Genomic DNA, 18520 nt, shown 5'->3' with positions numbered 1-18520 from the left:
GACGGCTCCCGGCCGGCCAGGTGAATCAAAGCTCGCCGTCGGCGGCCATTTGCATGTAGGTCGGGTCGAAGCGCAGCTTCACGTTGCTCTCGCTGCCGAACACGCCGGAGGGGGTTTGCACGCCCACGAAGCCGGCGTCCGGGGCGCCTTCGCCCAGCAGACCGTGGTCGAAGGAGAACTCCGCCACCCGTTGCATGGTGGTTTTCACGTCCGGGCTGTTGACGAATTTCACCGCGTCGGCGGGCTTATAGAACATGCGGGTGGCTTCCAACTGTGCCTCGAAGCCGGCCCGGTCGGTGCCGGCGATCTCACCCATGGCGGCGCGGGCCTGCTTGCCGGTTTCACCGTCGTCGGCCATATGCGCGGTGATTTCGTACCAGGCGCCGGCCAGGGCCTTGCCCAGTTTCGGGTTGGCTTTCAGGGTGTCGGTATTGACCACCATCAGGTCGATGACCTCACCGGGGATGTCCGAGGAGTCGAACACGGTATGGGCGCCGGGTTGTTCGGCGATGGCGCTGAGCAGGGGGTTCCAGGTGACCACCGAGGTCACGTCCTTGGTTTGGTAGGCGGCCACCAGGTCGGCGTCGGAGGTGTTCACCACGGTCACGTCGCGCTCGCTCATGCCCACGGTTTCCAGGGCCCGGGCCAGCAGATAGTGGGAAACGGACAGCTCCACCAGGTTGACGTTCTGGCCCTTGATGTCGGCCAGCTTGGTTTTGTCCTTGAGGATGATGCCGTCGTTGCCATCGGAGAAGTCGCCGACGATCAGGGCGGTGGTGTCCACGCCGCCGGCGGCGGGGATGGTGAGGGCGTCCATGTTGGTCATGGTGCAGCCGTCATATTGGCCGGCGGTGTATTGGTTGATGGACTCGATGTAGTCGTTGATCTGCACCACTTCGATGTTGATGCCGTACTTGTCGGCCCATTTGTCGACGATGCCCTGGGCATTGCCGTACTCCCAGGGAATCCAGCCCACGTAGATGGACCAGCAGACTTTGAAATCGTCGCGTTCGGTGGCGGCCAGGGCCGGTTTGGGGAGGGCGGAGAGCGCCAGCAGCGCGGCCGCGGAAAGGCAAGCAGTCAGAATACGGGTCATGTCGACCTCCTTCAGGCTATGACGGTGAGGAATCCAATGACACGGTCGTCATGGTGTCCTCCCGGGCTTTTGTCCCGCCGTGTAACCTTGCTAGAAGGTCGATCGCTCTCGGACCAGTCGTGGGCGCAGCCCACCGGAACCCTAGCGATCCATTTTTCCAAATTGTCCGAGTCGTGATGGCGACTGTGCCATTCGATTCCTGGATGGAACTACGCAAGTCCGGTGCCAGGGTGGGCAAGCCGCTGATTTGCAAGGAGGAAGCCGGGTAAGGCGGGGGCGGAGTGGGCCGCGATGGGGCCGGAGGGAGGTCCGTTGTGGTGCGCCGCGCCCCGGGGCGGGGCACGGCGGGTCGGGTCAGGGGGTGTCGATAAAGTCCTTCAGCGCGCCCCAGCTGATGTCGTCCGCATGGCGGTCGTAGGCCAGCGGCAATTCAAAACGCCGGCCCAGCCGGTCCGCCCGCGGGTTGGTGAAGCCGTGTTGGACGCCGGGGAAACTGAGCAGCTGAAAGGCCACGCCGGCGGCGGTCATTTCATCCACCAGAGCGGAGACCTGTTCGGCGGGCACCATGGGATCGGCCTGGCCGGTGGCCACCAGCACCTTGCCGTTGAAGATTCCGGCCTGCAGCGGGTGCTCGGTGCCGAGGGGGCCGTGGAAACTGGCCACGCCGGCCAGATCACTGCCCTGGCGGGCCTGTTCCAGCACCACGCCGCCGCCGAAGCAGTAACCCACCGCGAAGATGCGGTCATTGTCCACGTACTGCTGCTCGCGCAGCAGTTTCCTGGCGGCGTCGATGCGGCGGGTGGTGCGCTCCGGATGGGCCTGGGCCTGCTCCATGAACGCCTTGGCGTCCTTCGGATGGCTGGCCACCTGGCCCTGCTCGTAGAGGTTCACGGCCAGGGCCACATAGCCCTCGCTGGCCAGCAGCCGGGCGCGGTTGCGGGCGTAGTCGTTCAGACCCCACCACTCATGCACCACAATGACGCCGGCGGTGGTGCGGTCCAGGTCGTCGTCCATGAACAGAACACCGTCGCCGGCGCCGCCGGGCAGCTTGATGTCCTGCTCGATCACCTTGGCGGTGGCGCCGCCGGCGCACAGCAAAAGACAAAGGAAGGCGGTCAGGCGTTTCATGGTGGAGCTCCTAGGGGCAAGGTAAATAATACGGGCAAGGTGATAAAACCAACGGGGGATTCAGTCTTCCCAGACCCAGCGGATCGGTTCGCCGAAATCATCGTACACCAGCTTGCGGCGCGGGCCGCCCCGCTTGGCCGCCGGGCGCCGGGCGCGGCGCGCCTTCTTGCGTGCGTCGATGGTGGCCGCCACCTTGGACAGGTCGGTGCGGGTGGCCGGCGGGCCCTGGGTAAAGGGAAAGGAGCGGCGATCCCCGGGCTGGTCCGGAGCATTGCCGCTGGTGCCGCTGGGGACTTTCTTGATGCGGCCGCCGCCCGAGAGAAACCGCTCCATGTCCTCACGCAGGCGCTGGCGTTGCTGTTCCTTACTGTTGCGCACTTTCATCGGATCTTTTGGGGCGGTGGGCGAGCCTTCAACCATAGCAAGGCCGCGCCCGGCGGGCTAGTTCAGTGCCGCGCCCACCGCCTCTTCCAGTTCGCCGCCCAGCGGTTTGGCCGAAGAGGGGTAATGCTTGATCACGGTGCCGTCCCGGCCCACCAGGTACTTGTTGAAGTTCCAGCGCGGTTCCCCGGCGTCCTTATTCAGGGTTTGGAACAGGGGGTTGGCGTCGTCGCCGCGCACCGGCGAGGTGGCCATCATCGGGAAGGTGACACCGTAGTTGATATAGCAGACCTTGGCGGTGGCGCCCTCATCGTCCAGTTCCTGGCGGAAGTCGTCGGAGGGGAAGCCCAGCACCACCAGGCCCTGATCCCGGTATTTGTTGTAGAGCGCTTCCAGCCCCTCGAACTGGGGCGTGAAGCCGCACTGGCTGGCGGTGTTGACCACCAGCACCACCTTGCCGGCGGTGGCCGCGCACAGGTCCAGGTCCTGCTTGCTGTGCAGCTTGCGCACCTGCATATCGAAACGGGCGGCGCACTCGTCGGCGCGGGCCTTGGTGCCCAGGGCCAGGCTGAACACGCTGAGCAGAAGAACCAGCGCGAAGCACCATCGTAAATGGATCATCGGATTTTCCTCGGGGAAGCTGCCAACCGCTACTATGCGGCGCCGCCGGTCAAGGCGGCGCCAAGGTGTTCAAGGCCGGCTCCGTGGCCGGCGGGTCTTTTCACGGCGGGGGGCGTGTCACAGCGGAGTGCGCGGGCCGTCCGGAATGGCCATGCCGGTGCCGCCGCCGTTACCGGCGCGCAGGGGGTTACAGTTCTTGATCACCACCTGGCCTTCCAGCAGATTGCCCCGGGAGTACTCACGGAACACGCAGCGGTTGGTTTCCGGGTCGTAGTTCTCGATCCACAGATTGTCGCCCTTCCAGGTGGCGGCAATGTGCTGCTGGCCCTGGGGCACTTCCAGGTTCATGGTGCCGCCCAGGCGTTTGACGAAAATCTGTTCCAGCCAGAAATAGTAGAGCAGGGTGCCCGCCAGCCAGATGATCACGGCGATGATCAGCGCCGGTTTCCACTTCCCCATGCGCACGCCAACCCCGAACAACACCAGAAAGATGGCGGCCGCCAAAACAAACCAATACAAATAGGTGATCATGCGAAACTCCCTGTTTCAGGATATCGTTATAGGTTGCCACCCGATCATAGCAACTTGATCGCAAGGAGATGTAAAACCGTGAAACAGGACACGGGCTGGTGGGTTTACATGCTGCGCTGCGCCGACGGCTCGCTGTACACCGGCGTCACCACCGATGTGCTGCGGCGCTGGAAGGAGCACAATGGCGGACCCCGGGGCGCCCGCTATACCCGGGTGCGGCGACCGGTGACCCTGGTGCTGTGCGTGGAGGTGCCCGACCGCGCCCGCGCCGGCCGCCTGGAAGCGCGGCTCAAGGGGCTCACCCGGGCGCGCAAGGAGCGCCTGATCCGCGCGGTCACGGTTGCCAACGGCGCCGGGACTTGCTTGACTGCCGACACTTCTCAACTCAGGACACCCTTATGAACCTTTGGCGTGCGTTCGTGCTGGCCTGGCTGGCCATGACCCTGGCCGGCTGTGGCATCAACAACATCCCCACCTACGACGAGCAGGTCAAAGCGGCCTGGTCCCAGGTGGAAAACCAGTATCAGCGCCGTGCCGACCTGGTGCCCAACCTGGTCAACACGGTGAAAGGCTTCGCCGCCCAGGAGCGTGACGTGCTGGTGGCGGTCACCGAGGCGCGCGCCAAGGTGGGCTCCATCCAGGCCGGTGAGGACATCCTCAACAACCCGGAGAAGTTCAAGCAGTTCGAGCAGGCGCAGAGCCAGCTCGGCTCCGCCCTGCAGCGGCTGATGGTGGTGGTGGAGCGCTACCCGGAGCTGAAATCCAATCAGAACTTCCTGGCCCTGCAATCCCAGCTGGAAGGCACCGAGAACCGCATCGCCGTGGCCCGCCGGGACTACATCGAGGCGGTGCGGCAGTACAACACCGAGATTCGCACCTTCCCGGGCCGCATCTGGCACAGCCTGCTCTACAGTGAGCTGGAGCCCCGCGAGAACTTTGAAGCCACCACGGAGAACGCCGAGCAGGCCCCCTCCGTCAACTTTGAGTGAACCGGATCGTGAGTAAATCATGACACTGACTCGAAACGGACTGGCCCTGCTGCTCGGGCTGCTGCTCACGGCGGCGGCCTGGGCGGCACCGGACTTTCCCGCCCTCACCGGCCGGGTGGTGGACAACGCCAACCTGCTGACCCCGGCCCAGCGACAGGCGCTCACCGAAAAGCTGGCCGCCGAGGAACAGGCCACCTCCAACCAGGTGGTGGTGGTGACAGTGCCGGACCTGCAGGGCTATGCCATCGAGGAATACGGCTACCAGCTCGGCCGCGAGTGGGGCATCGGCCAGGAAGGCAAGGACAACGGCGTGCTGCTGATCATCGCCCCCAACGAGCGCAAGATCCGCATCGAGGTGGGGTATGGCCTGGAGGGGGCGCTTACCGACGCGCTCTCCTCGGTGATCATTCAGCGGGAAATCCGCCCCGCCTTCCGCACCGGTGATTTCGCCGCCGGCATCAATGCCGGGGTGGACGCCATCCGCGCGGCCATCGCCGGTGAGTACAAGGCGGAACCGGTCAAAAAAGGCAATGGGCAGCTCGGCAGCGTGCTGGTCTATTTGCTGGTGCTGGTATTCATCACCATTTTCCTCGCACTCGGCGCCCTTGGCGGCGGCGGTGGTCGGGGGGGCCGTGGTGGCGGCGCCTTCGTCCCCATGGGCGGTGGCTTCGGCGGCGGCGGTGGTGGCGGTTTTGGCGGCGGCGGCTTCGGCGGCGGCGGCGGTGGATTCGGGGGCGGTGGCGCCTCGGGAGGCTGGTAGATGTTATTGAACGACGAGAACCAGAAACGGGTGGCCCGGGCGATTGCCGCCATCGAAAGAGACACCGACGCGGAACTGGTCACGGTGCTGGCTCGCCAGGCCGACGACTACCGCTATATCCCACTGCTGTGGGCGGCGCTGTTGTCGCTGCTGGTGCCGTTGGTGCTGGCGTTTCTGCCGATCTGGCTGAGCGCCCTGGAAACCCTGCTGGCGCAATGGACCGTGCTGGTGCTGCTGGCCCTGCTGTTTCGCTGGCCGCCGCTGATGATGGCTCTGGTGCCGCGCCGGGTGAAGCAATGGCGCGCCGCCAACCTGGCCCGCCGCACCTTTCTCGACCAGGGGCTGCACCACACCAGTGGTGGCACCGGCCTGCTGATCTTTGTCAGCGAAGCTGAGCACTACGTGGAGATCCTGGCCGACCGGGGCATCGCCGCCAAGGTCCCGGACGAACGCTGGAAATCCATCGTCGACACCTTCACGGGCCATGTGAAACAGGGTGAGGTGCTGAACGGCTTCCTGGAGTGCATCGCCTCCTGCGGCGATGAACTGATCCTCAAGATCCCCGCCACCGAACAGAAGAACGAACTGCCCAACCATCTGGTCCTGCTCTGAGCCAAGGCCAGCCCGGCGGAAACCCCCTTCCGCCGGGCCTGGAGCCACTCCTGTCCCGGTATGGCATTTGCTGTGATTGCTGTTCACGGACGGAGCGGCGATAGTTAGGGTTATTCAAAGAATAACTAACCAGGGACTGAGGGGGATTAAGTGTTTAGAGCAATCTTTTTTCTGGTTATGGTCATCGGTTTGTCCGGCTGTGCAATGACCTATTCCATGCAGGGCGCGAAGGAGGTGGCCGACGACGATGTGGCCATTCTGGTAACCACTGTTTCCTCGTGGTCGCCCTACGTCTATGTATCCGATATCGATGGCGTGAGTCGGGGCATGGGGTCCTTCAAAGCGTACCGCCTTCTCCCCGGTGAGCGTCACGTTACTGTGCATGGGAACTCCCACGCTGGCTTTTATACCGATCCCAAGGTCGTTGTTTTTGTCGCGGAGCGAGGGCATCGCTATGAACTGGTGGTCTCGGACAGGCAACAAGGGCCGTACTGGACGGCCGGTATCGCGGACACGGCAACCGGGGAGCGGGTGGATACGAGAATCTATCGACCTGAATGCACAGATCATCCCTGGCGTGGGCTTCGTTGTACCATCCAGAGAGACACTGATCCCGCTGGTTCATCAGAGCCGTGAGCGGACAACGACGGTGACTTTCATTGCTCGATTGTCCTGACGTTCGCTGCAAAGGTATCGCTGACCATGCAGGAACGGGGGAATGCGGTTTATCAGGCGTTCATGCTGGCACTGAGTATTTACGTGCTGGCGGCGCTGATTCTGGAAGCTTTCCTGGTCAAGGATGACGCTATCGCCGATGTACTCAGGTACATGGACCTGGTGGTCTGTCTGTTTTTCCTCCTGGATTTTTTCTTCAATCTGATCACGGCACCGAGCAAGCGGGCTTACCTGAAGTGGGGCTGGATCGACTTCGTGTCTTCCATTCCCGCGTTGGACACACTCCGATGGGGGCGACTTTCCCGCGTTATTCGGATTGTCCGCTTTTTCCGATCATTGCGATCCCTTCGTCAAATTTACACGGCGTTTCGGGAAGATCGGATACAGAGTCTGACGCTGATAGTCGTGTTGCTTACTTTCCTTTCATATAGCATCTGCGCGAGTTTGATTCTCTATTTCGAGCGGGGCCTGAATCCTGAGTTGGATACCGCTGGCGATGCTCTCTGGTGGGCGCTGCTAAATGTCATGAACGCGAAAATTACCATCGCGTCAGTTGTGACGCGGGAGGGGCAGGTGATGACCATGGTTCTGAACAAGATAGGGCTTCTGCTTTTTGCTTACTTCAATGCTTTGATTGTGGCCTGGCTGGTGAACAAACGAAGGGAAGGGGCTGGTCGTTCCTCGGCGTGAGTCGTGGGCAGCTCTCTTGAAGAACGGTAGCACGGGGGTGGATTCGAATGAGGCGGCTGCCCTGAGCCGGCCCCGCTGGCCTGGTGGGCCTTGCTGGTCCTGCTCTAGTTGCCCCGGGACGGTATCCGCACTGGTAGTGCGGGTACCGGCGGTGCTAGGCTTTTTACCCTCCGCCGTGGAAAAGCCGGCATAGAACCGGCATTGACCCGGCCCAGCCTGGCATTGAAGAGGAAGCCGGTATGGCACGTTTGTCCGTGACCCTGGGATTGTGTTTGCTTTTCTCCTGCGCTTTCGCACAGCAGCCCCCGCCGCCTGCCGCCGGCAGCTGCGCGGCCTGCCACGGCCAGGAGGGGCAGGGCACCGCGGCCTTCCCCCATCTGGCCGGCCTGGGCGAAGCCTATATCCGCCGCCAGTTGGACGCCTTCGCCAGTGGCGAGCGCGCCAACGCCACCATGAAACCGGTCGCGTCCGGTCTGTCCGAAACGCAACGGCAGGCGGTGGCCGCCTACTTCAGCAGCCTGAAAATGGCGCCGGCGGATTCCGCCAGCGCCGAGCCGCCCGACGGTCCCGGCCGGGAGTTGGCGGTGCACGGCCGCTGGGACCAGGAACTGCCGGCCTGTGTGCAATGCCATGGCCCGGACGGGCGCGGCATCGGCGAGGATTTTCCGCCCCTGGCCGGCCAACCCGCCGGCTATCTTGAAGACCAGCTTAAAGCTTGGCGTGCCGGCCAGCGTCCGGCGGGGCCCCAGGGGTTGATGGGACACATCGCCGAACGGCTCGACGCCGACGACCTGAAGGCGGTGGCCCAGTACTTCGCCGCCCTGCCGGCGGCACCGAAGGAGAGCGGCCATGAATAAATCCGTATTGATGGTGGTGGCGGGCTGCGCCGTACTGGGCAGCGCCGCCTGGCTGTTCGCCATGGGGCTTACCGGGGGGCCGGAGGACTACGCCGAGCGCTATGCCGGCCAGTCCGCGCCGCCGGCCCAGACCGCCGGCAAGTCGGCCGGGGAGGCCGGGAAAGCCGGGGAAGCGGCGTCACAGCCGTCCCCGGCGGCCAAGGACGCACCCGCCAAGCCGGCGGCGCCGGTGGCCACGTCGGCGCCGCCGCGCAGCGCCATTCCGGATAATGAATTCGGCAAGCTGGTGCGCCAGGGCGAACAGATCTTCGCCAACCCGGGCCAGTTCGCCAGCGACTGGGTGGGCAACGACCTGAGCTGCCAGAACTGCCACTTCGACGCCGGCCGCTATGACCAGACCGCCTCGCTGCGCAGCGCCTGGCCCATGTACCCGGCCTATCGCGGCAAGAACAAACACGTCAACGATTTCGCCGAGCGCCTGCAGGGCTGCTTCACCTACAGCATGAACGGCAAGGCGCCGCCCAGGGACGGGGAAGTGATCCAGGCCCTGCAGGCCTACGCGTTCTGGCTGGCCAAGGGCATGCCCACCGGCGAGCAACCGGAGGTGCGCGGCTACCCGAAAGTGGCCGATCCCGCCGAGCCACCGTCCTACGCCCGTGGCGAAACCGTGTTCCAGGAGCACTGCGCCCTCTGCCACGGTGATGACGGCCAGGGCCAGAAAGCCGCCGGCGGCGCCCCGGGCTTCCCGCCGCTGTGGGGCGCCGGCTCCTACAACTGGGGCGCCGGCATGCACCGGGTGAACACCGCGGCGGCCTTTATCAAAGCGGCCATGCCGCTGGGCAAACCGGACCTCACCGACCAGCAGGCCTGGGACGTGGCGCTGTTCATCAACAGCCACGAACGGCCCCAGGACCCGCGCTTCAACGGCTCCGTCAAAGAGACCGCCGAGCGTTTCCACCAGCACCAGGGCGAATACGGCAAAACCGTCAACGGCCAGGTCCTCGGCGAGCATTCCCCGCCCTCCGGCACCGTACCCCGCTCCCCGTCGCCGTAGGAGCGGCTTTAGCCGCGATGGTTCATCGCCAAGCCCATCGCGGCTGAAGCCGCTCCTACAGAGGCGGAGTGAGCGCGGGGTCGGCCGTATTAAATGCGAAAGCGGTTCAGAAACAGAAAAGCCGCCCAATGGGCGGCTTCTGGGAAGAGTGGTAGCAAGGGGCGGACTTGAACCGCCGACCCCAGCATTATGAGTGCTGTGCTCTAACCAGCTGAGCTACCTTGCCACAGAGGTCGCGAATTGTCCGCGAGCGTCCCGCGCCTGTCAAGACGGGGAACCCCTGGCGGGGTTCGGGCGTCCATTTCTTGTACATTCCTGTTTTACTTGATAATGATTATCAATTATTGTGTCGGTAATACTTGACTGATTTAGTTGGTTTTCACTAATCTATCGCGTTAATCACGTACCAAAGGTGTGGGTATGCGTCTGACCACCAAGGGCCGCTATGCGGTGACCGCGATGCTGGATCTGGCTCTGCACGCGGAAGCCGGTCCCGTTTCCCTGGCCGATATCTCCGAGCGCCAGGGTATTTCCATCTCCTATCTGGAGCAGCTGTTCGCCAAGCTGCGCCGTCGTGAGCTGGTGAGCAGCGTACGCGGCCCCGGCGGCGGCTACCGGTTGAGTCGGGACAGCGACGATATCGACGTGGCGGCGGTGATCGCCGCCGTGGACGAGTCCGTGGACGCCACCCGCTGTGGTGGCCAGGGCGACTGCCAGGAGGGCAATACCTGCCTGACCCATCATCTGTGGTGCGACCTCTCCGACCAGATCCAGGATTTTCTGGCCGGCATCACCCTGGGTGAACTGGTGGCGCGCCACGAAGTGCGTTCGGTGGCCCAGCGGCAGGATGCCCACCAGAACCGGGTCCCGGTGAGCACTCTCTAACCCGCAACGAAGTCTTCCCATCATGTCGCAAGCGGTATATCTGGATTACGCCGCCACCACCCCGGTGGCCCCCCGGGTGGTGGCGGCGATGACGGCCTGTCTGGGGCCGGACGCTAACTTCGGCAACCCGGCCTCGCGCAGCCATCTGTACGGCTGGCTGGCGGAGGAGGCGGTGGAAAACGCCCGCCGTCAGGTGGCCGATGCCCTAAACGCCGACCCCCGCGAAATCGTCTGGACCAGCGGCGCCACCGAGGCCAATAACCTGGCCCTCAAGGGCGTGCTGGAGCAAAAGGGCGGCGGCCATATCATCACCTCCGCCACCGAGCACAAGGCGGTGCTGGACCCCTGTGCCTGGCTGGAACGGAAAGGGCTGGCCACGGTGACCTGGCTGAAGCCCGGCGCGGATGGCCGCATCGACCCGGCGCAGGTGGCCGGCGCGTTGCGGGAAGACACCGTGCTGGTGTCGATCATGCACGCCAACAACGAAACCGGGGTGATCAACGATATCGCCGCCATCGGCGCCCTGTGCCGGGAGCACGGCGCCCTGTTCCACACCGATGCGGCGCAGAGCGCCGGCAAGCTGCCGCTGGACGTGCGCGAGCTGCCGGTGGATCTGGTGTCGCTGTGCGCCCACAAGATCTATGGGCCCAAGGGTATTGGCGCGCTGTACGTGCGCCGCCACCCGGACGTGCGGGTGGTGTCGCAGATCCACGGCGGCGGCCACGAACGCAATATGCGCTCCGGTACTCTGCCCACCCACCAGATCGTCGGCCTGGGCGAAGCCCTGGCGCTGGCGATGGCGGATCGGGAGGCGGAGCAGGCGCGCATCGGCGGTCTGCGGGATCGGCTGTGGGAGCATCTGAGCGCGCTGCCCGGGGTGCACCTGAATGGGGGCGCCGCGCCGCGCCTGCCCGGCCATCTCAATGTGGCGTTCGAGGGCGTGGATGGCGAGATGCTGCTCACCGCCCTTACCGAGGCGGCGGTGTCCACCGGCTCCGCCTGCACCTCCGCCTCCCTGGAGCCGTCCTATGTGCTCAAGGCCATGGGGCTCAGTGATGCGCTGGCGCAGAGCGCGCTGCGGTTTTCCGTGGGGCGCTTCACCGACGAGGCCGGCATCGACCGGGCCGGCCGGGATGTGGTGGCGGTGGTGACGCGATTGCGCGACGCGGCACGCAGCCGCGCCTGAGGGCTTTCAGGCCGCCAGGGCGGCGGCCTCCTGCTTGACGCGGCCGACCATGGACAGCAGGCCATTGCCCCGGGTGGGGCTCAGGTGGCGCAGCAGGTCGATGCGCTCGAAGAAGGCGTCCATGTCGTAGTCCGCCACTTCCCCGGGCGTCTTGCCGTTGAGCGCGGTGACGACGATGGCGCCCAGGCCGCGCACGATCAGGGCGTCGGATTCCACCGCCAGATACAGGGTGTTGCTGTCCGCGTCGTAGTCGGTGACCAGCCACACCTGGCTCTGGCAGCCGCGCACGAAACGGTCCTCGGTGCGCAGCTCCTCCGGCATCGGCGGCAGTTGCTTGCCCAGGTCGATGATATAGCGATAGCGCTCTTCCCAGTCGTCCAGGAATTCCAGGTCCTCGCACACCGTCTCGGCGGTCACGTCGCGGCCCAGTTTGATGTCGCGGATATCAAAATCAGACAATGTGCGGCTCCTTCGGAGCCGCAAGCTACAAGCCGCAAACTACAAGCTTCAAGCCGCGCTCGGCGGTTCTTCAAAGCTTGCAGCTTGTAGCTTGAAGCTTGCAGCTAAAATAATCCCAGTTCGAGCTGGGCTTCCTCGGTCATCATGTCGCGGCTCCAGGGCGGATCGAAGATCAACGCCACTTCCACCGCGTCCACGTTCGGTACCTTGGCCAGCCGGTCTTCCACGTCGCCCACCAGCACCGGGCCCATGCCGCAGTTAGGGGCGGTGAGGGTCATGCGTACCTGCACCACGTTGTTGTCATCGCGGCGGATCACGTCGCAGCCGTACACCAGGCCCAGATCGACGATGTTCACCGGAATTTCCGGGTCGTAGATGGTGGCCAGGGTTTTCCAGAGCTCGTCGTCGCGCACCGAGCCGTCTTCCGCCGGCGGCTCGAAGTCCAGCTCCAGCGGAGTCTGGCCGATGGCGTCGGCGTCGGTGCCGTCGATGCGCGCCATGTTGCCGTTCAGGGTCACCGTGTAGGTGCCGCCCAGGGCCTGGCGCAGATTGACGAAGCTGTTCTTGTTGATGGTGATGCGGGTGCCGTCGGGCACCAGGCGCGCGGGCACGTCGCGGCTCACCACCACGGTGCGCTGTTCAGTGGCGCGGCCGCCGGCAGGGATGTTCAAATCAAACCTCGTCCACGTCTTCGACGGTGAAGCTCTCGCCGCACCCGCACTCGCCGGTGGCGTTGGGGTTGCGGAACTTGAACAGGCTGTTGACGCCTTCCTTCACGTAGTCGATTTCCAGGCCATTAAGCATGGTCAGCCACTTTTCCGGCACGTACAGCGCCACGCCATCCACCTCGAAACGGCGGTCGCCGTCCTCCGGGGCCTGGACGAAATTAAGCTCGTACATATAGCCGGAGCAACCGGATTCATCCAGATCCAGGCGGATGCCGTCGGCGCCGGCGCGCTCGATCTCCCGGCGGGCCTGGGCGCGCGCCGCCTCGGTCATGTGAATCTCGGCCTGGCCGGGCACGAATGTCTGTACGGTCATAGCATCACCTTGCGAAGGGCAAGTTGAAAGTTAAAAGTTAAAAGTGACAACGCGGTTCGGCGGCATTGCCAGCCGGGCAGGCAGGGCGCCGCGCTTCCCGGGTGGCCTTTCAACTTTTAACTTGTAACTTTCAACTGCTTTTTTCAAAGAAAAGTCCGGACCTTTTCCAGCGCCTGGAACAGGCGGTCCACCTCTTCCAGGGTATTGTAGATCGAGAACGAGGCGCGCACGGTGCCGGGAATGCCCAGGCCGTCCATCAGCGGCATGCAGCAGTGATGGCCGGTGCGTACCGCCACGCCCTGCTGGTCGAGCAGGGTACCCACGTCCGCCGGGTGGGCGCCGTCCAGCAAAAACGACAATACGCCCACCTTGGTGGCGGCGTCGCCGATGATTTTCAAGCCGTCGAAGGCCCGTGCCTGCTCGGTGGCGGAGGCCAGCAAGGCGTCCTCGTGGGCGGCCAGAGCGGCGCGGTCCTGCTGGTTCAGCCAGTCCACCGCCGCTCCCAGGCCGATCACCCCGGCGATATTGGGGGTGCCCGGCTCGAATTTATAGGGCAGCTGATTCCAGGTGCTTTTTTCGAAGCTCACCGTCTCGATCATTTCGCCGCCGGTCTGGTAGGGCGGCATGGCGTCGAGCAGTTCGCGGCGGCCATAGAGGACGCCGATGCCGGTGGGCCCGAACAGCTTGTGGCCGGAGCAGGCGTAGAAATCGCAGCCCAGCTCGCGCACATCCACCGGGAAGTGGGCCACCGCCTGGGCGCCGTCCACCAGGGTCACGGCGCCGGCATCGCGGGCGGCCTTCAGCCACTGGTCCAGCGGGTTCACCGTGCCCAGGCTGTTGGAGACGTGGGACAGGGCGACGATGCGGGTGCGCTCACCGAGCAGCCGGTAAAAGGCATCGCCATCGACGCTGCCGTCCTCACGCAGGGGCACCACCTTGAGGGTGGCGCCGGTGCGCTCGCAGGCCTGCTGCCAGGGCACGATATTGGCGTGGTGTTCCAGGGCGGTGATCAGCACCTCGTCGCCGGGCCGCAGCCGCTCGCGGCCGTAGCTTTGCGCCACCAGATTGATGCTCTCGGTGGTGCCCTTGGTCCAGATGATCTCTTCCCGGTCGGCGTTGAGGAACCCGGCCACGGTGGCACGGGCCGCCTCGAACGCGGCGGTGGCCTTGTCGCTCAGGTAGTGGGCGCCACGGTGCACATTGCTGTTCACGCCTTGGTAGTAGGCGCTCACCGCGTCGATCACCGCCCGCGGCTTCTGGGTGGTGGCGGCGTTGTCCAGATACACCAGCGGCTTGCCGTTCACCGTCTGTTCGAGGATCGGGAACTGTTCGCGCAGGGCCCGCACATCGAAGCTCATGCGGCCTCCCCGTCGGCCACCGGGCGCTCGCCCAGTTCAGCGGCGATCCAGGGTTGCGCCCAATCGGCCACCGCCTGATCCGGCAGACCCATGATCAGTTCGTTGACGAAGCCCAGGCTGAGCATGCGCTTGGCCTCGGCGGCGCTGATGCCACGGGACTGCAGATAAAACTGCTGCATGGCGTCGAGCTGGCCGACGGTGGCGCCGTGGGCGCACTTCACGTCGTCGTTGTAGATTTCCAGCTCCGGCTTGGTGTCGATCTCGGCGCCGGCATTGAGCAGCAGGTTCTTGTTGCTCAGCTCCGCCAGGGTGCCCTTGGCGCCCGGGTGGATATGGATGCGGCCGTTCAGCACCGCCCGGCCTTTTTCGCCGGCCAGGCCCCGGTACACCTGATTGGAGGTGCAGTCGGGCACCCGGTGCTCCACGCACAGCTGATTGTCGATATGGCTGCGCTCGCGGGCCACGAACACGCCGTGCATGTTCAGTTCGGCGCCGCTCTTGTCCAGGAAGGCGCGCACGTCGTTGCGGCGCAGCCGGTTGCCGGCCATCAGCTGGTAGCTGTCGATGCGGCTGACACCGGTCTGCTGGAGCAGCAGGGTGCCGATGTGCAGGCTGTCGCCGCCGTCCGCCTGCAGCCGGTAATGGGTCAGGTGGGCATTGTCGGCGGCGCGGATCGCGGTGACCGCATTGGTCAGCACCGGGCCCCGGGCCAGGTACTGCTCGATCAGGGTCAGGCGGCTGCCGCTGCCCAGGTTCACTTCCAGGCGCACATTGCAGTGGCTGGGGGCGTCGCCGGCGGCCACGTGCAGCACCTGCACCGGCGCCGCCACATCGGCGTTGGCGGCCACCTCCAGGGTCACCGCATCGTCCAGCGCGGCACCGTTATAGAAGGCGAAGGGCGTGGTCAGCCCGTCCAGGTGGCGCGCCGCCCGGCCCAGGGTCACGCCCTCCGGCAGGGCGGTGTGGGTTTCGTCCAGGCGGCCGTTGACGATCACCAGCCGGTATTCGCTCAGCACCGGCAGGTCCGCCGGCGCGGCGCCCTCGGCGCGGGCCGCCAGGTGGCCGTCGGTGAGCGCGTACAGGGAGGTGTATTTCCAGGCCTCGGTCTTGCGACCGGGAAAGGCGGCGGCTTCCAGGGCGGCCAGCGCGTCCGCGCGCAGCGGCGCCAGCGCTTCCGCCGGCGTGGCCTGGCGGGCATTTTGCAGAGCCCGGGCCTTCAGGTCCTCGGGCAGGTTCAGGGCGTTCTCCCCGCTCATGCCGTCTGGTCCTCTTTGTCGTTGCCGCCGTTCTGGCCACCGGTGAGCCAGCCGTAGCCGTGCTGCTCCAGCTCCAGGGCCAGTTCCTTGCCGCCGGATTTGATGATTTTGCCGCCGGACAGCACGTGCACATAGTCCGGCACGATGTAGTCCAGCAGCCGCTGGTAGTGGGTCACCAGCACGATGCCGCGCTCCGGGCTGCGCAGGGAGTTAACGCCCTTGGCCACGGTTTGCAGGGCATCGATGTCCAGGCCGGAGTCGGTTTCATCGAGCAGCGCCAGCTTCGGCTCCATCAGCATCATCTGCATGATTTCGTTGCGTTTTTTCTCGCCGCCGGAGAACCCTTCGTTGACCCCGCGCTTGAGGAACTGGGCGTCCAGGTCCACCTGCTTGCAGGCCTCCCGGGCCTTGCGCAGCAGGGTCACGGAATCCCACTCTTCCTTGCCCTGGGCGGCGCGGGTGGCTTCCAGGGCCGCCTTCAGGAATTCCATATTGGACACGCCGGGGATCTCCACCGGGTACTGGAACGCCAGGAACAGCCCCAGCCGGGCCCGGTCTTCCGGTTCCATGTCGGCCAGGCTTTTGCCGTCGAACAGGGCCTCGCCGCCGGTGATTTCATAGTTGTCGCGGCCGGCCAGCACATTGGCCAGGGTGGACTTGCCGGAGCCGTTGGGGCCCATGATGGCGTGCACCTCGCCGGGCTTCACGGTGAGGTTGAGGCCCTTGAGGATCGGTTGGCCGGCCACGGAGGCGTGCAGATCGCGAATTTCCAGCATTAATCGACTTCCAGACAATTCATTCGGATTCAAATCGGGTTGGACGGTGGCTCAGCCCACCGCCCCTTCCAGGCTCACTTCCAGCAACTTGCCGGCTTCCACCGCGAACTCCATGGGCAGTTCCTTGAACACTTCCTTGCAGAAGCCGTTGACGATCATTGAGATCGCTTTTTCCGGCTCGATGCCGCGCTGGCGGCACAGGAACAACTGGTCGTCGCTGACCCTGGAGGTGGTGGCCTCGTGCTCGATGGTGGCGCTGGGGTGCTTGGATTCAATATAGGGGAAGGTGTGCGCGCCGCAGCGGTCGCCCAGCAGCAGCGAATCGCACTGGGTAAAGTTGCGCGCGTTCTCCGCCCGCGGCCCCATGCGCACCAGGCCCCGGTAGGCGTTGGAACTCTTGCCCGCCGAGATGCCCTTGGAAACGATGGTGCTCTTGGTGTTGCGGCCCAGGTGGATCATCTTGGTGCCGGTGTCCGCCTGCTGGGCGTGGCGGGTCAGCGCCACCGAGTAGAACTCGCCCACGGAATGGTCGCCGCGCAGCACCACGGACGGGTACTTCCAGGTGATCGCGGAGCCGGTTTCCACCTGGGTCCAGCTGATCTTGGCGTGGTCGTGGGCGACGCCGCGCTTGGTCACGAAGTTGTAGATGCCGCCCTTGCCGTCCTTGTCGCCGGGGTACCAGTTCTGCACCGTGGAATACTTGATCTCGGCGCCGGGCAGGGCCACCAGCTCGACCACCGCCGCGTGCAGCTGGTTCTCGTCGCGCTGGGGCGCGGTGCAGCCTTCCAGGTAGCTCACGTAGCTGCCTTCATCGGCGACGATCAGGGTGCGCTCGAACTGGCCGGTGTTGGCCTCGTTGATGCGGAAGTAGGTGGACAGCTCCATGGGGCAGCGCACGCCCTTGGGGATGTAAACAAAAGAGCCGTCGGTGAACACCGCCGAGTTGAGGCCGGCGAAATAGTTGTCGCCCTTGGGCACCACGGAACCCAGATACTTGCGCACCAGCTCCGGGTGCTCCTGCACCGCCTCGGAGATCGAGCAGAAGATCACCCCGGCCTCGGCCAGTTTCGCCTTGAAAGTGGTGCCCACGGACACCGAGTCGAACACCGCGTCCACCGCCACCCCGGCGAGCATTTCCTGCTCGTGCAGGGGAATGCCCAGCTTCTTATAGGTGTCGAGCAGTTCCGGGTCCACCTCATCCAGGCTCTGCGGGCGATCTTCCATGCTTTTCGGCGCTGAATAGTAGGAGATCGCGTTCAGATCCACCGGCGGGTAGCTCACATGGGCCCAGTCCGGTTCCTGCATGGTTTGCCAGTGGCGGTAGGCTTCCAGACGCCACTCCAGCAGCCACTCGGGCTCGTCCTTCTTGGCGGAAATAACGCGGATGACGTCCTCGTTGAGACCCGGGGGCAGGGTGTCTGACTCCACCAGGGTGGTGAACCCCGCCTCGTACTCGGAACGGATGACTCTGTCCAGTTCGGAATTGTCGAGTTCGGCTTGGCTGCTCATAGTTCACGGGCTCGTCTATATGGAATGCCGGTCTTCACGGGCGGAATACCAGAGTAAATTACTCGGGTATTATAGAGGATAAGGCGCGGAGGGGGAATCCGGCCGTCATCACCGGCCATAAGGGGCGCCAACGGTATCATAATTCGCCCCGCGTGCGTATAATCCGCCGGTTTCAGTGACCCCCAAAGACCTATGCAATTCTGGAGTGATCAGACAGATGGCTGTTGAGCGTACCCTCTCTATTATCAAGCCTGATGCCGTGGCCAAGAACGCGATCGGCGAGATCCTGGGCCGTTTCGAAAAAGCGGGCCTCAAGGTCGTAGCCCTTAAGATGCTGCACCTGAGCCGCGAACAGGCCGAAGGCTTCTATGCCGAACACAAAGAGCGTCCGTTCTTTGGCGATCTGGTGGCCTTTATGACCAGCGGCCCGGTAACCGTGCAAGTGCTGGAAGGCGAGGACGCGGTGAAGAAAAACCGTGATCTGATGGGCGCCACCAACCCCAAGGACGCGGAAGCCGGTACCATTCGCGCGGATTTCGCGGAAACCATCGACGAAAACGCTGTCCATGGTTCCGACTCCGCCGAATCCGCCGCCCGCGAGGTGGACTACTTCTTCGCCGACGAGGAACTTTGCCCGCGCACTCGCTGAGTGCCCG

23 protein-coding genes, 1 tRNA gene and 1 riboswitch are annotated in these 18520 nt (G+C 64.7%); of the genes, 11 read left to right on the top strand and 13 right to left on the bottom strand.

Features of this window, described 5'->3' with window-relative positions; translation table 11 throughout:
- Positions 1-25: 25 nt before the first annotated feature.
- From FGS76_RS11570 to FGS76_RS11550, 5 genes are all read right to left on the bottom strand, one after another.
- The gene (locus tag FGS76_RS11570) at positions 26-1096 is read right to left on the bottom strand and encodes a putative urea ABC transporter substrate-binding protein (RefSeq protein ID WP_138772802.1); all 1071 of its coding nucleotides are present in this window, start codon (positions 1094-1096) and stop codon (positions 26-28) included.
- 56 nt (positions 1097-1152) lie between these two features.
- A riboswitch (guanidine-I (ykkC/yxkD leader) is annotated at positions 1153-1252 on the bottom strand.
- Positions 1253-1450: 198 nt separating this feature from the next.
- The gene (locus FGS76_RS11565) at positions 1451-2224 is read right to left on the bottom strand and encodes a dienelactone hydrolase family protein (RefSeq protein ID WP_138772801.1); all 774 of its coding nucleotides are present in this window, start codon (positions 2222-2224) and stop codon (positions 1451-1453) included.
- Between the two features lie 60 nt (positions 2225-2284).
- The gene (locus FGS76_RS11560) at positions 2285-2608 is read right to left on the bottom strand and encodes a hypothetical protein (protein WP_138772800.1); all 324 of its coding nucleotides are present in this window, start codon (positions 2606-2608) and stop codon (positions 2285-2287) included.
- Positions 2609-2665: 57 nt separating this feature from the next.
- Complete coding sequence (locus tag FGS76_RS11555) at positions 2666-3226, bottom strand: glutathione peroxidase (RefSeq protein WP_138772799.1); 561 nt, start codon at positions 3224-3226, stop codon at positions 2666-2668.
- A gap of 117 nt (positions 3227-3343) precedes the next feature.
- A complete protein-coding gene (locus FGS76_RS11550) occupies positions 3344-3757 on the bottom strand; it encodes a hypothetical protein (RefSeq protein WP_138772798.1) in 414 nt (137 codons plus the stop codon).
- Positions 3758-3835: 78 nt separating this feature from the next.
- Between FGS76_RS11550 and FGS76_RS11545 the strand changes: the two genes are divergently transcribed.
- The 8 genes from FGS76_RS11545 (at position 3836) to FGS76_RS11510 (ending at position 9394) form a co-directional block, all read left to right on the top strand.
- Positions 3836-4159, top strand: coding sequence for a GIY-YIG nuclease family protein (locus FGS76_RS11545; RefSeq protein WP_240692518.1), 324 nt, complete (start codon positions 3836-3838; stop codon positions 4157-4159).
- Positions 4156-4746: a LemA family protein gene (locus FGS76_RS11540; protein WP_138772797.1), complete on the top strand. Its 591-nt coding sequence runs from the start codon at positions 4156-4158 to the stop codon at positions 4744-4746. Before FGS76_RS11545 ends, FGS76_RS11540 begins: the two co-directional genes overlap by 4 nt.
- Before the next feature lie 19 nt (positions 4747-4765).
- On the top strand, positions 4766-5506 hold the full coding sequence (locus FGS76_RS11535) for a TPM domain-containing protein (RefSeq protein ID WP_138772796.1): 741 nt from the start codon (positions 4766-4768) through the stop codon (positions 5504-5506).
- Positions 5507-6118, top strand: a complete 612-nt coding sequence (locus tag FGS76_RS11530; RefSeq protein ID WP_138772795.1) for a TPM domain-containing protein — start codon at positions 5507-5509, stop codon at positions 6116-6118. It abuts the gene before it with no gap.
- Positions 6119-6268: 150 nt separating this feature from the next.
- The gene (locus FGS76_RS11525; protein ID WP_138772794.1) at positions 6269-6754 is read left to right on the top strand and encodes a hypothetical protein; all 486 of its coding nucleotides are present in this window, start codon (positions 6269-6271) and stop codon (positions 6752-6754) included.
- A 66-nt stretch (positions 6755-6820) separates the two neighbouring features.
- On the top strand, positions 6821-7483 hold the full coding sequence (locus tag FGS76_RS11520; protein WP_138772793.1) for an ion transporter: 663 nt from the start codon (positions 6821-6823) through the stop codon (positions 7481-7483).
- 239 nt (positions 7484-7722) lie between these two features.
- Positions 7723-8340, top strand: a complete 618-nt coding sequence (locus FGS76_RS11515; RefSeq protein WP_138772792.1) for a c-type cytochrome — start codon at positions 7723-7725, stop codon at positions 8338-8340.
- On the top strand, positions 8333-9394 hold the full coding sequence (locus FGS76_RS11510; RefSeq protein WP_138772791.1) for a c-type cytochrome: 1062 nt from the start codon (positions 8333-8335) through the stop codon (positions 9392-9394). Before FGS76_RS11515 ends, FGS76_RS11510 begins: the two co-directional genes overlap by 8 nt.
- 149 nt (positions 9395-9543) lie before the next feature.
- On the opposite strand, the gene FGS76_RS11505 is transcribed toward FGS76_RS11510, so the two are convergent.
- Positions 9544-9620, bottom strand: a tRNA-Met gene (locus tag FGS76_RS11505).
- Between the two features lie 194 nt (positions 9621-9814).
- On the opposite strand from FGS76_RS11505, the gene iscR reads away from it, so the two are divergent.
- Positions 9815-10279, top strand: coding sequence for a Fe-S cluster assembly transcriptional regulator IscR (gene iscR / locus FGS76_RS11500; RefSeq protein ID WP_138772790.1), 465 nt, complete (start codon positions 9815-9817; stop codon positions 10277-10279).
- A gap of 22 nt (positions 10280-10301) precedes the next feature.
- The gene (locus FGS76_RS11495) at positions 10302-11465 is read left to right on the top strand and encodes an aminotransferase class V-fold PLP-dependent enzyme (protein ID WP_138772789.1); all 1164 of its coding nucleotides are present in this window, start codon (positions 10302-10304) and stop codon (positions 11463-11465) included.
- A gap of 6 nt (positions 11466-11471) precedes the next feature.
- Here FGS76_RS11495 and FGS76_RS11490 read toward each other — a convergent pair whose 3' ends face one another.
- From FGS76_RS11490 to sufB, 7 genes are all read right to left on the bottom strand, one after another.
- Positions 11472-11924 carry a SufE family protein gene (locus FGS76_RS11490; protein ID WP_138772788.1) on the bottom strand — a complete coding sequence of 151 codons (453 nt, stop codon included), beginning with the start codon at positions 11922-11924 and terminating at the stop codon, positions 11472-11474.
- 104 nt (positions 11925-12028) lie between these two features.
- The gene (sufT, locus tag FGS76_RS11485; RefSeq protein WP_240692517.1) at positions 12029-12595 is read right to left on the bottom strand and encodes a putative Fe-S cluster assembly protein SufT; all 567 of its coding nucleotides are present in this window, start codon (positions 12593-12595) and stop codon (positions 12029-12031) included.
- Between the two features lies 1 nt (position 12596).
- Positions 12597-12965 (bottom strand): HesB/IscA family protein, encoded by a 369-nt coding sequence (locus tag FGS76_RS11480; RefSeq protein ID WP_138772787.1) that lies wholly within the window; start codon positions 12963-12965, stop codon positions 12597-12599.
- A 143-nt stretch (positions 12966-13108) separates the two neighbouring features.
- Entirely contained in the window at positions 13109-14323 is a 1215-nt protein-coding gene (locus FGS76_RS11475) for an aminotransferase class V-fold PLP-dependent enzyme (protein WP_138772786.1), read from the bottom strand.
- Positions 14320-15579: a Fe-S cluster assembly protein SufD gene (sufD, locus tag FGS76_RS11470; protein WP_138772785.1), complete on the bottom strand. Its 1260-nt coding sequence runs from the start codon at positions 15577-15579 to the stop codon at positions 14320-14322. The genes FGS76_RS11475 and sufD overlap by 4 nt, the downstream gene beginning before the upstream one ends.
- Complete coding sequence (sufC, locus tag FGS76_RS11465; RefSeq protein ID WP_138772784.1) at positions 15576-16355, bottom strand: Fe-S cluster assembly ATPase SufC; 780 nt, start codon at positions 16353-16355, stop codon at positions 15576-15578. The genes sufD and sufC overlap by 4 nt, the downstream gene beginning before the upstream one ends.
- A 51-nt stretch (positions 16356-16406) precedes the next feature.
- Positions 16407-17864 (bottom strand): Fe-S cluster assembly protein SufB, encoded by a 1458-nt coding sequence (sufB, locus tag FGS76_RS11460; RefSeq protein ID WP_138772783.1) that lies wholly within the window; start codon positions 17862-17864, stop codon positions 16407-16409.
- A gap of 217 nt (positions 17865-18081) precedes the next feature.
- Here sufB and ndk point away from each other — a divergent pair, with 217 nt between their 5' ends.
- Positions 18082-18513 carry a nucleoside-diphosphate kinase gene (ndk, locus tag FGS76_RS11455; RefSeq protein WP_138772782.1) on the top strand — a complete coding sequence of 144 codons (432 nt, stop codon included), beginning with the start codon at positions 18082-18084 and terminating at the stop codon, positions 18511-18513.
- Positions 18514-18520 lie beyond the last annotated feature (7 nt).

It is taken from the genome of Alloalcanivorax gelatiniphagus (genome assembly GCF_005938655.1).
GTDB lineage: Bacteria > Pseudomonadota > Gammaproteobacteria > Pseudomonadales > Alcanivoracaceae > Alloalcanivorax > Alloalcanivorax gelatiniphagus.
This window is presented reverse-complemented; position numbering and strand designations above follow the sequence as displayed.

Bases quoted from the DNA above. Each gene is read 5' to 3' on its own strand.
- FGS76_RS11550 (WP_138772798.1), bottom strand. From the start codon at position 3,757: ATGATCACCTATTTGTATTGGTTTGTTTTGGCGGCCGCCATCTTTCTG.
- FGS76_RS11560 (WP_138772800.1), bottom strand. From the start codon at position 2,608: ATGAAAGTGCGCAACAGTAAGGAACAGCAACGCCAGCGCCTGCGTGAG.
- sufB (WP_138772783.1), bottom strand. From the start codon at position 17,864: ATGAGCAGCCAAGCCGAACTCGACAATTCCGAACTGGACAGAGTCATC.
- FGS76_RS11495 (WP_138772789.1), top strand. From the start codon at position 10,302: ATGTCGCAAGCGGTATATCTGGATTACGCCGCCACCACCCCGGTGGCC.
- FGS76_RS11555 (WP_138772799.1), bottom strand. From the start codon at position 3,226: ATGATCCATTTACGATGGTGCTTCGCGCTGGTTCTTCTGCTCAGCGTG.
- FGS76_RS11475 (WP_138772786.1), bottom strand. From the start codon at position 14,323: ATGAGCTTCGATGTGCGGGCCCTGCGCGAACAGTTCCCGATCCTCGAA.
- sufC (WP_138772784.1), bottom strand. From the start codon at position 16,355: ATGCTGGAAATTCGCGATCTGCACGCCTCCGTGGCCGGCCAACCGATC.
- FGS76_RS11515 (WP_138772792.1), top strand. From the start codon at position 7,723: ATGGCACGTTTGTCCGTGACCCTGGGATTGTGTTTGCTTTTCTCCTGC.
- FGS76_RS11540 (WP_138772797.1), top strand. From the start codon at position 4,156: ATGAACCTTTGGCGTGCGTTCGTGCTGGCCTGGCTGGCCATGACCCTG.
- FGS76_RS11480 (WP_138772787.1), bottom strand. From the start codon at position 12,965: ATGACCGTACAGACATTCGTGCCCGGCCAGGCCGAGATTCACATGACC.
- iscR (WP_138772790.1), top strand. From the start codon at position 9,815: ATGCGTCTGACCACCAAGGGCCGCTATGCGGTGACCGCGATGCTGGAT.
- sufD (WP_138772785.1), bottom strand. From the start codon at position 15,579: ATGAGCGGGGAGAACGCCCTGAACCTGCCCGAGGACCTGAAGGCCCGG.
- FGS76_RS11520 (WP_138772793.1), top strand. From the start codon at position 6,821: ATGCAGGAACGGGGGAATGCGGTTTATCAGGCGTTCATGCTGGCACTG.
- FGS76_RS11535 (WP_138772796.1), top strand. From the start codon at position 4,766: ATGACACTGACTCGAAACGGACTGGCCCTGCTGCTCGGGCTGCTGCTC.
- FGS76_RS11565 (WP_138772801.1), bottom strand. From the start codon at position 2,224: ATGAAACGCCTGACCGCCTTCCTTTGTCTTTTGCTGTGCGCCGGCGGC.
- FGS76_RS11570 (WP_138772802.1), bottom strand. From the start codon at position 1,096: ATGACCCGTATTCTGACTGCTTGCCTTTCCGCGGCCGCGCTGCTGGCG.
- FGS76_RS11530 (WP_138772795.1), top strand. From the start codon at position 5,507: ATGTTATTGAACGACGAGAACCAGAAACGGGTGGCCCGGGCGATTGCC.
- ndk (WP_138772782.1), top strand. From the start codon at position 18,082: ATGGCTGTTGAGCGTACCCTCTCTATTATCAAGCCTGATGCCGTGGCC.
- FGS76_RS11510 (WP_138772791.1), top strand. From the start codon at position 8,333: ATGAATAAATCCGTATTGATGGTGGTGGCGGGCTGCGCCGTACTGGGC.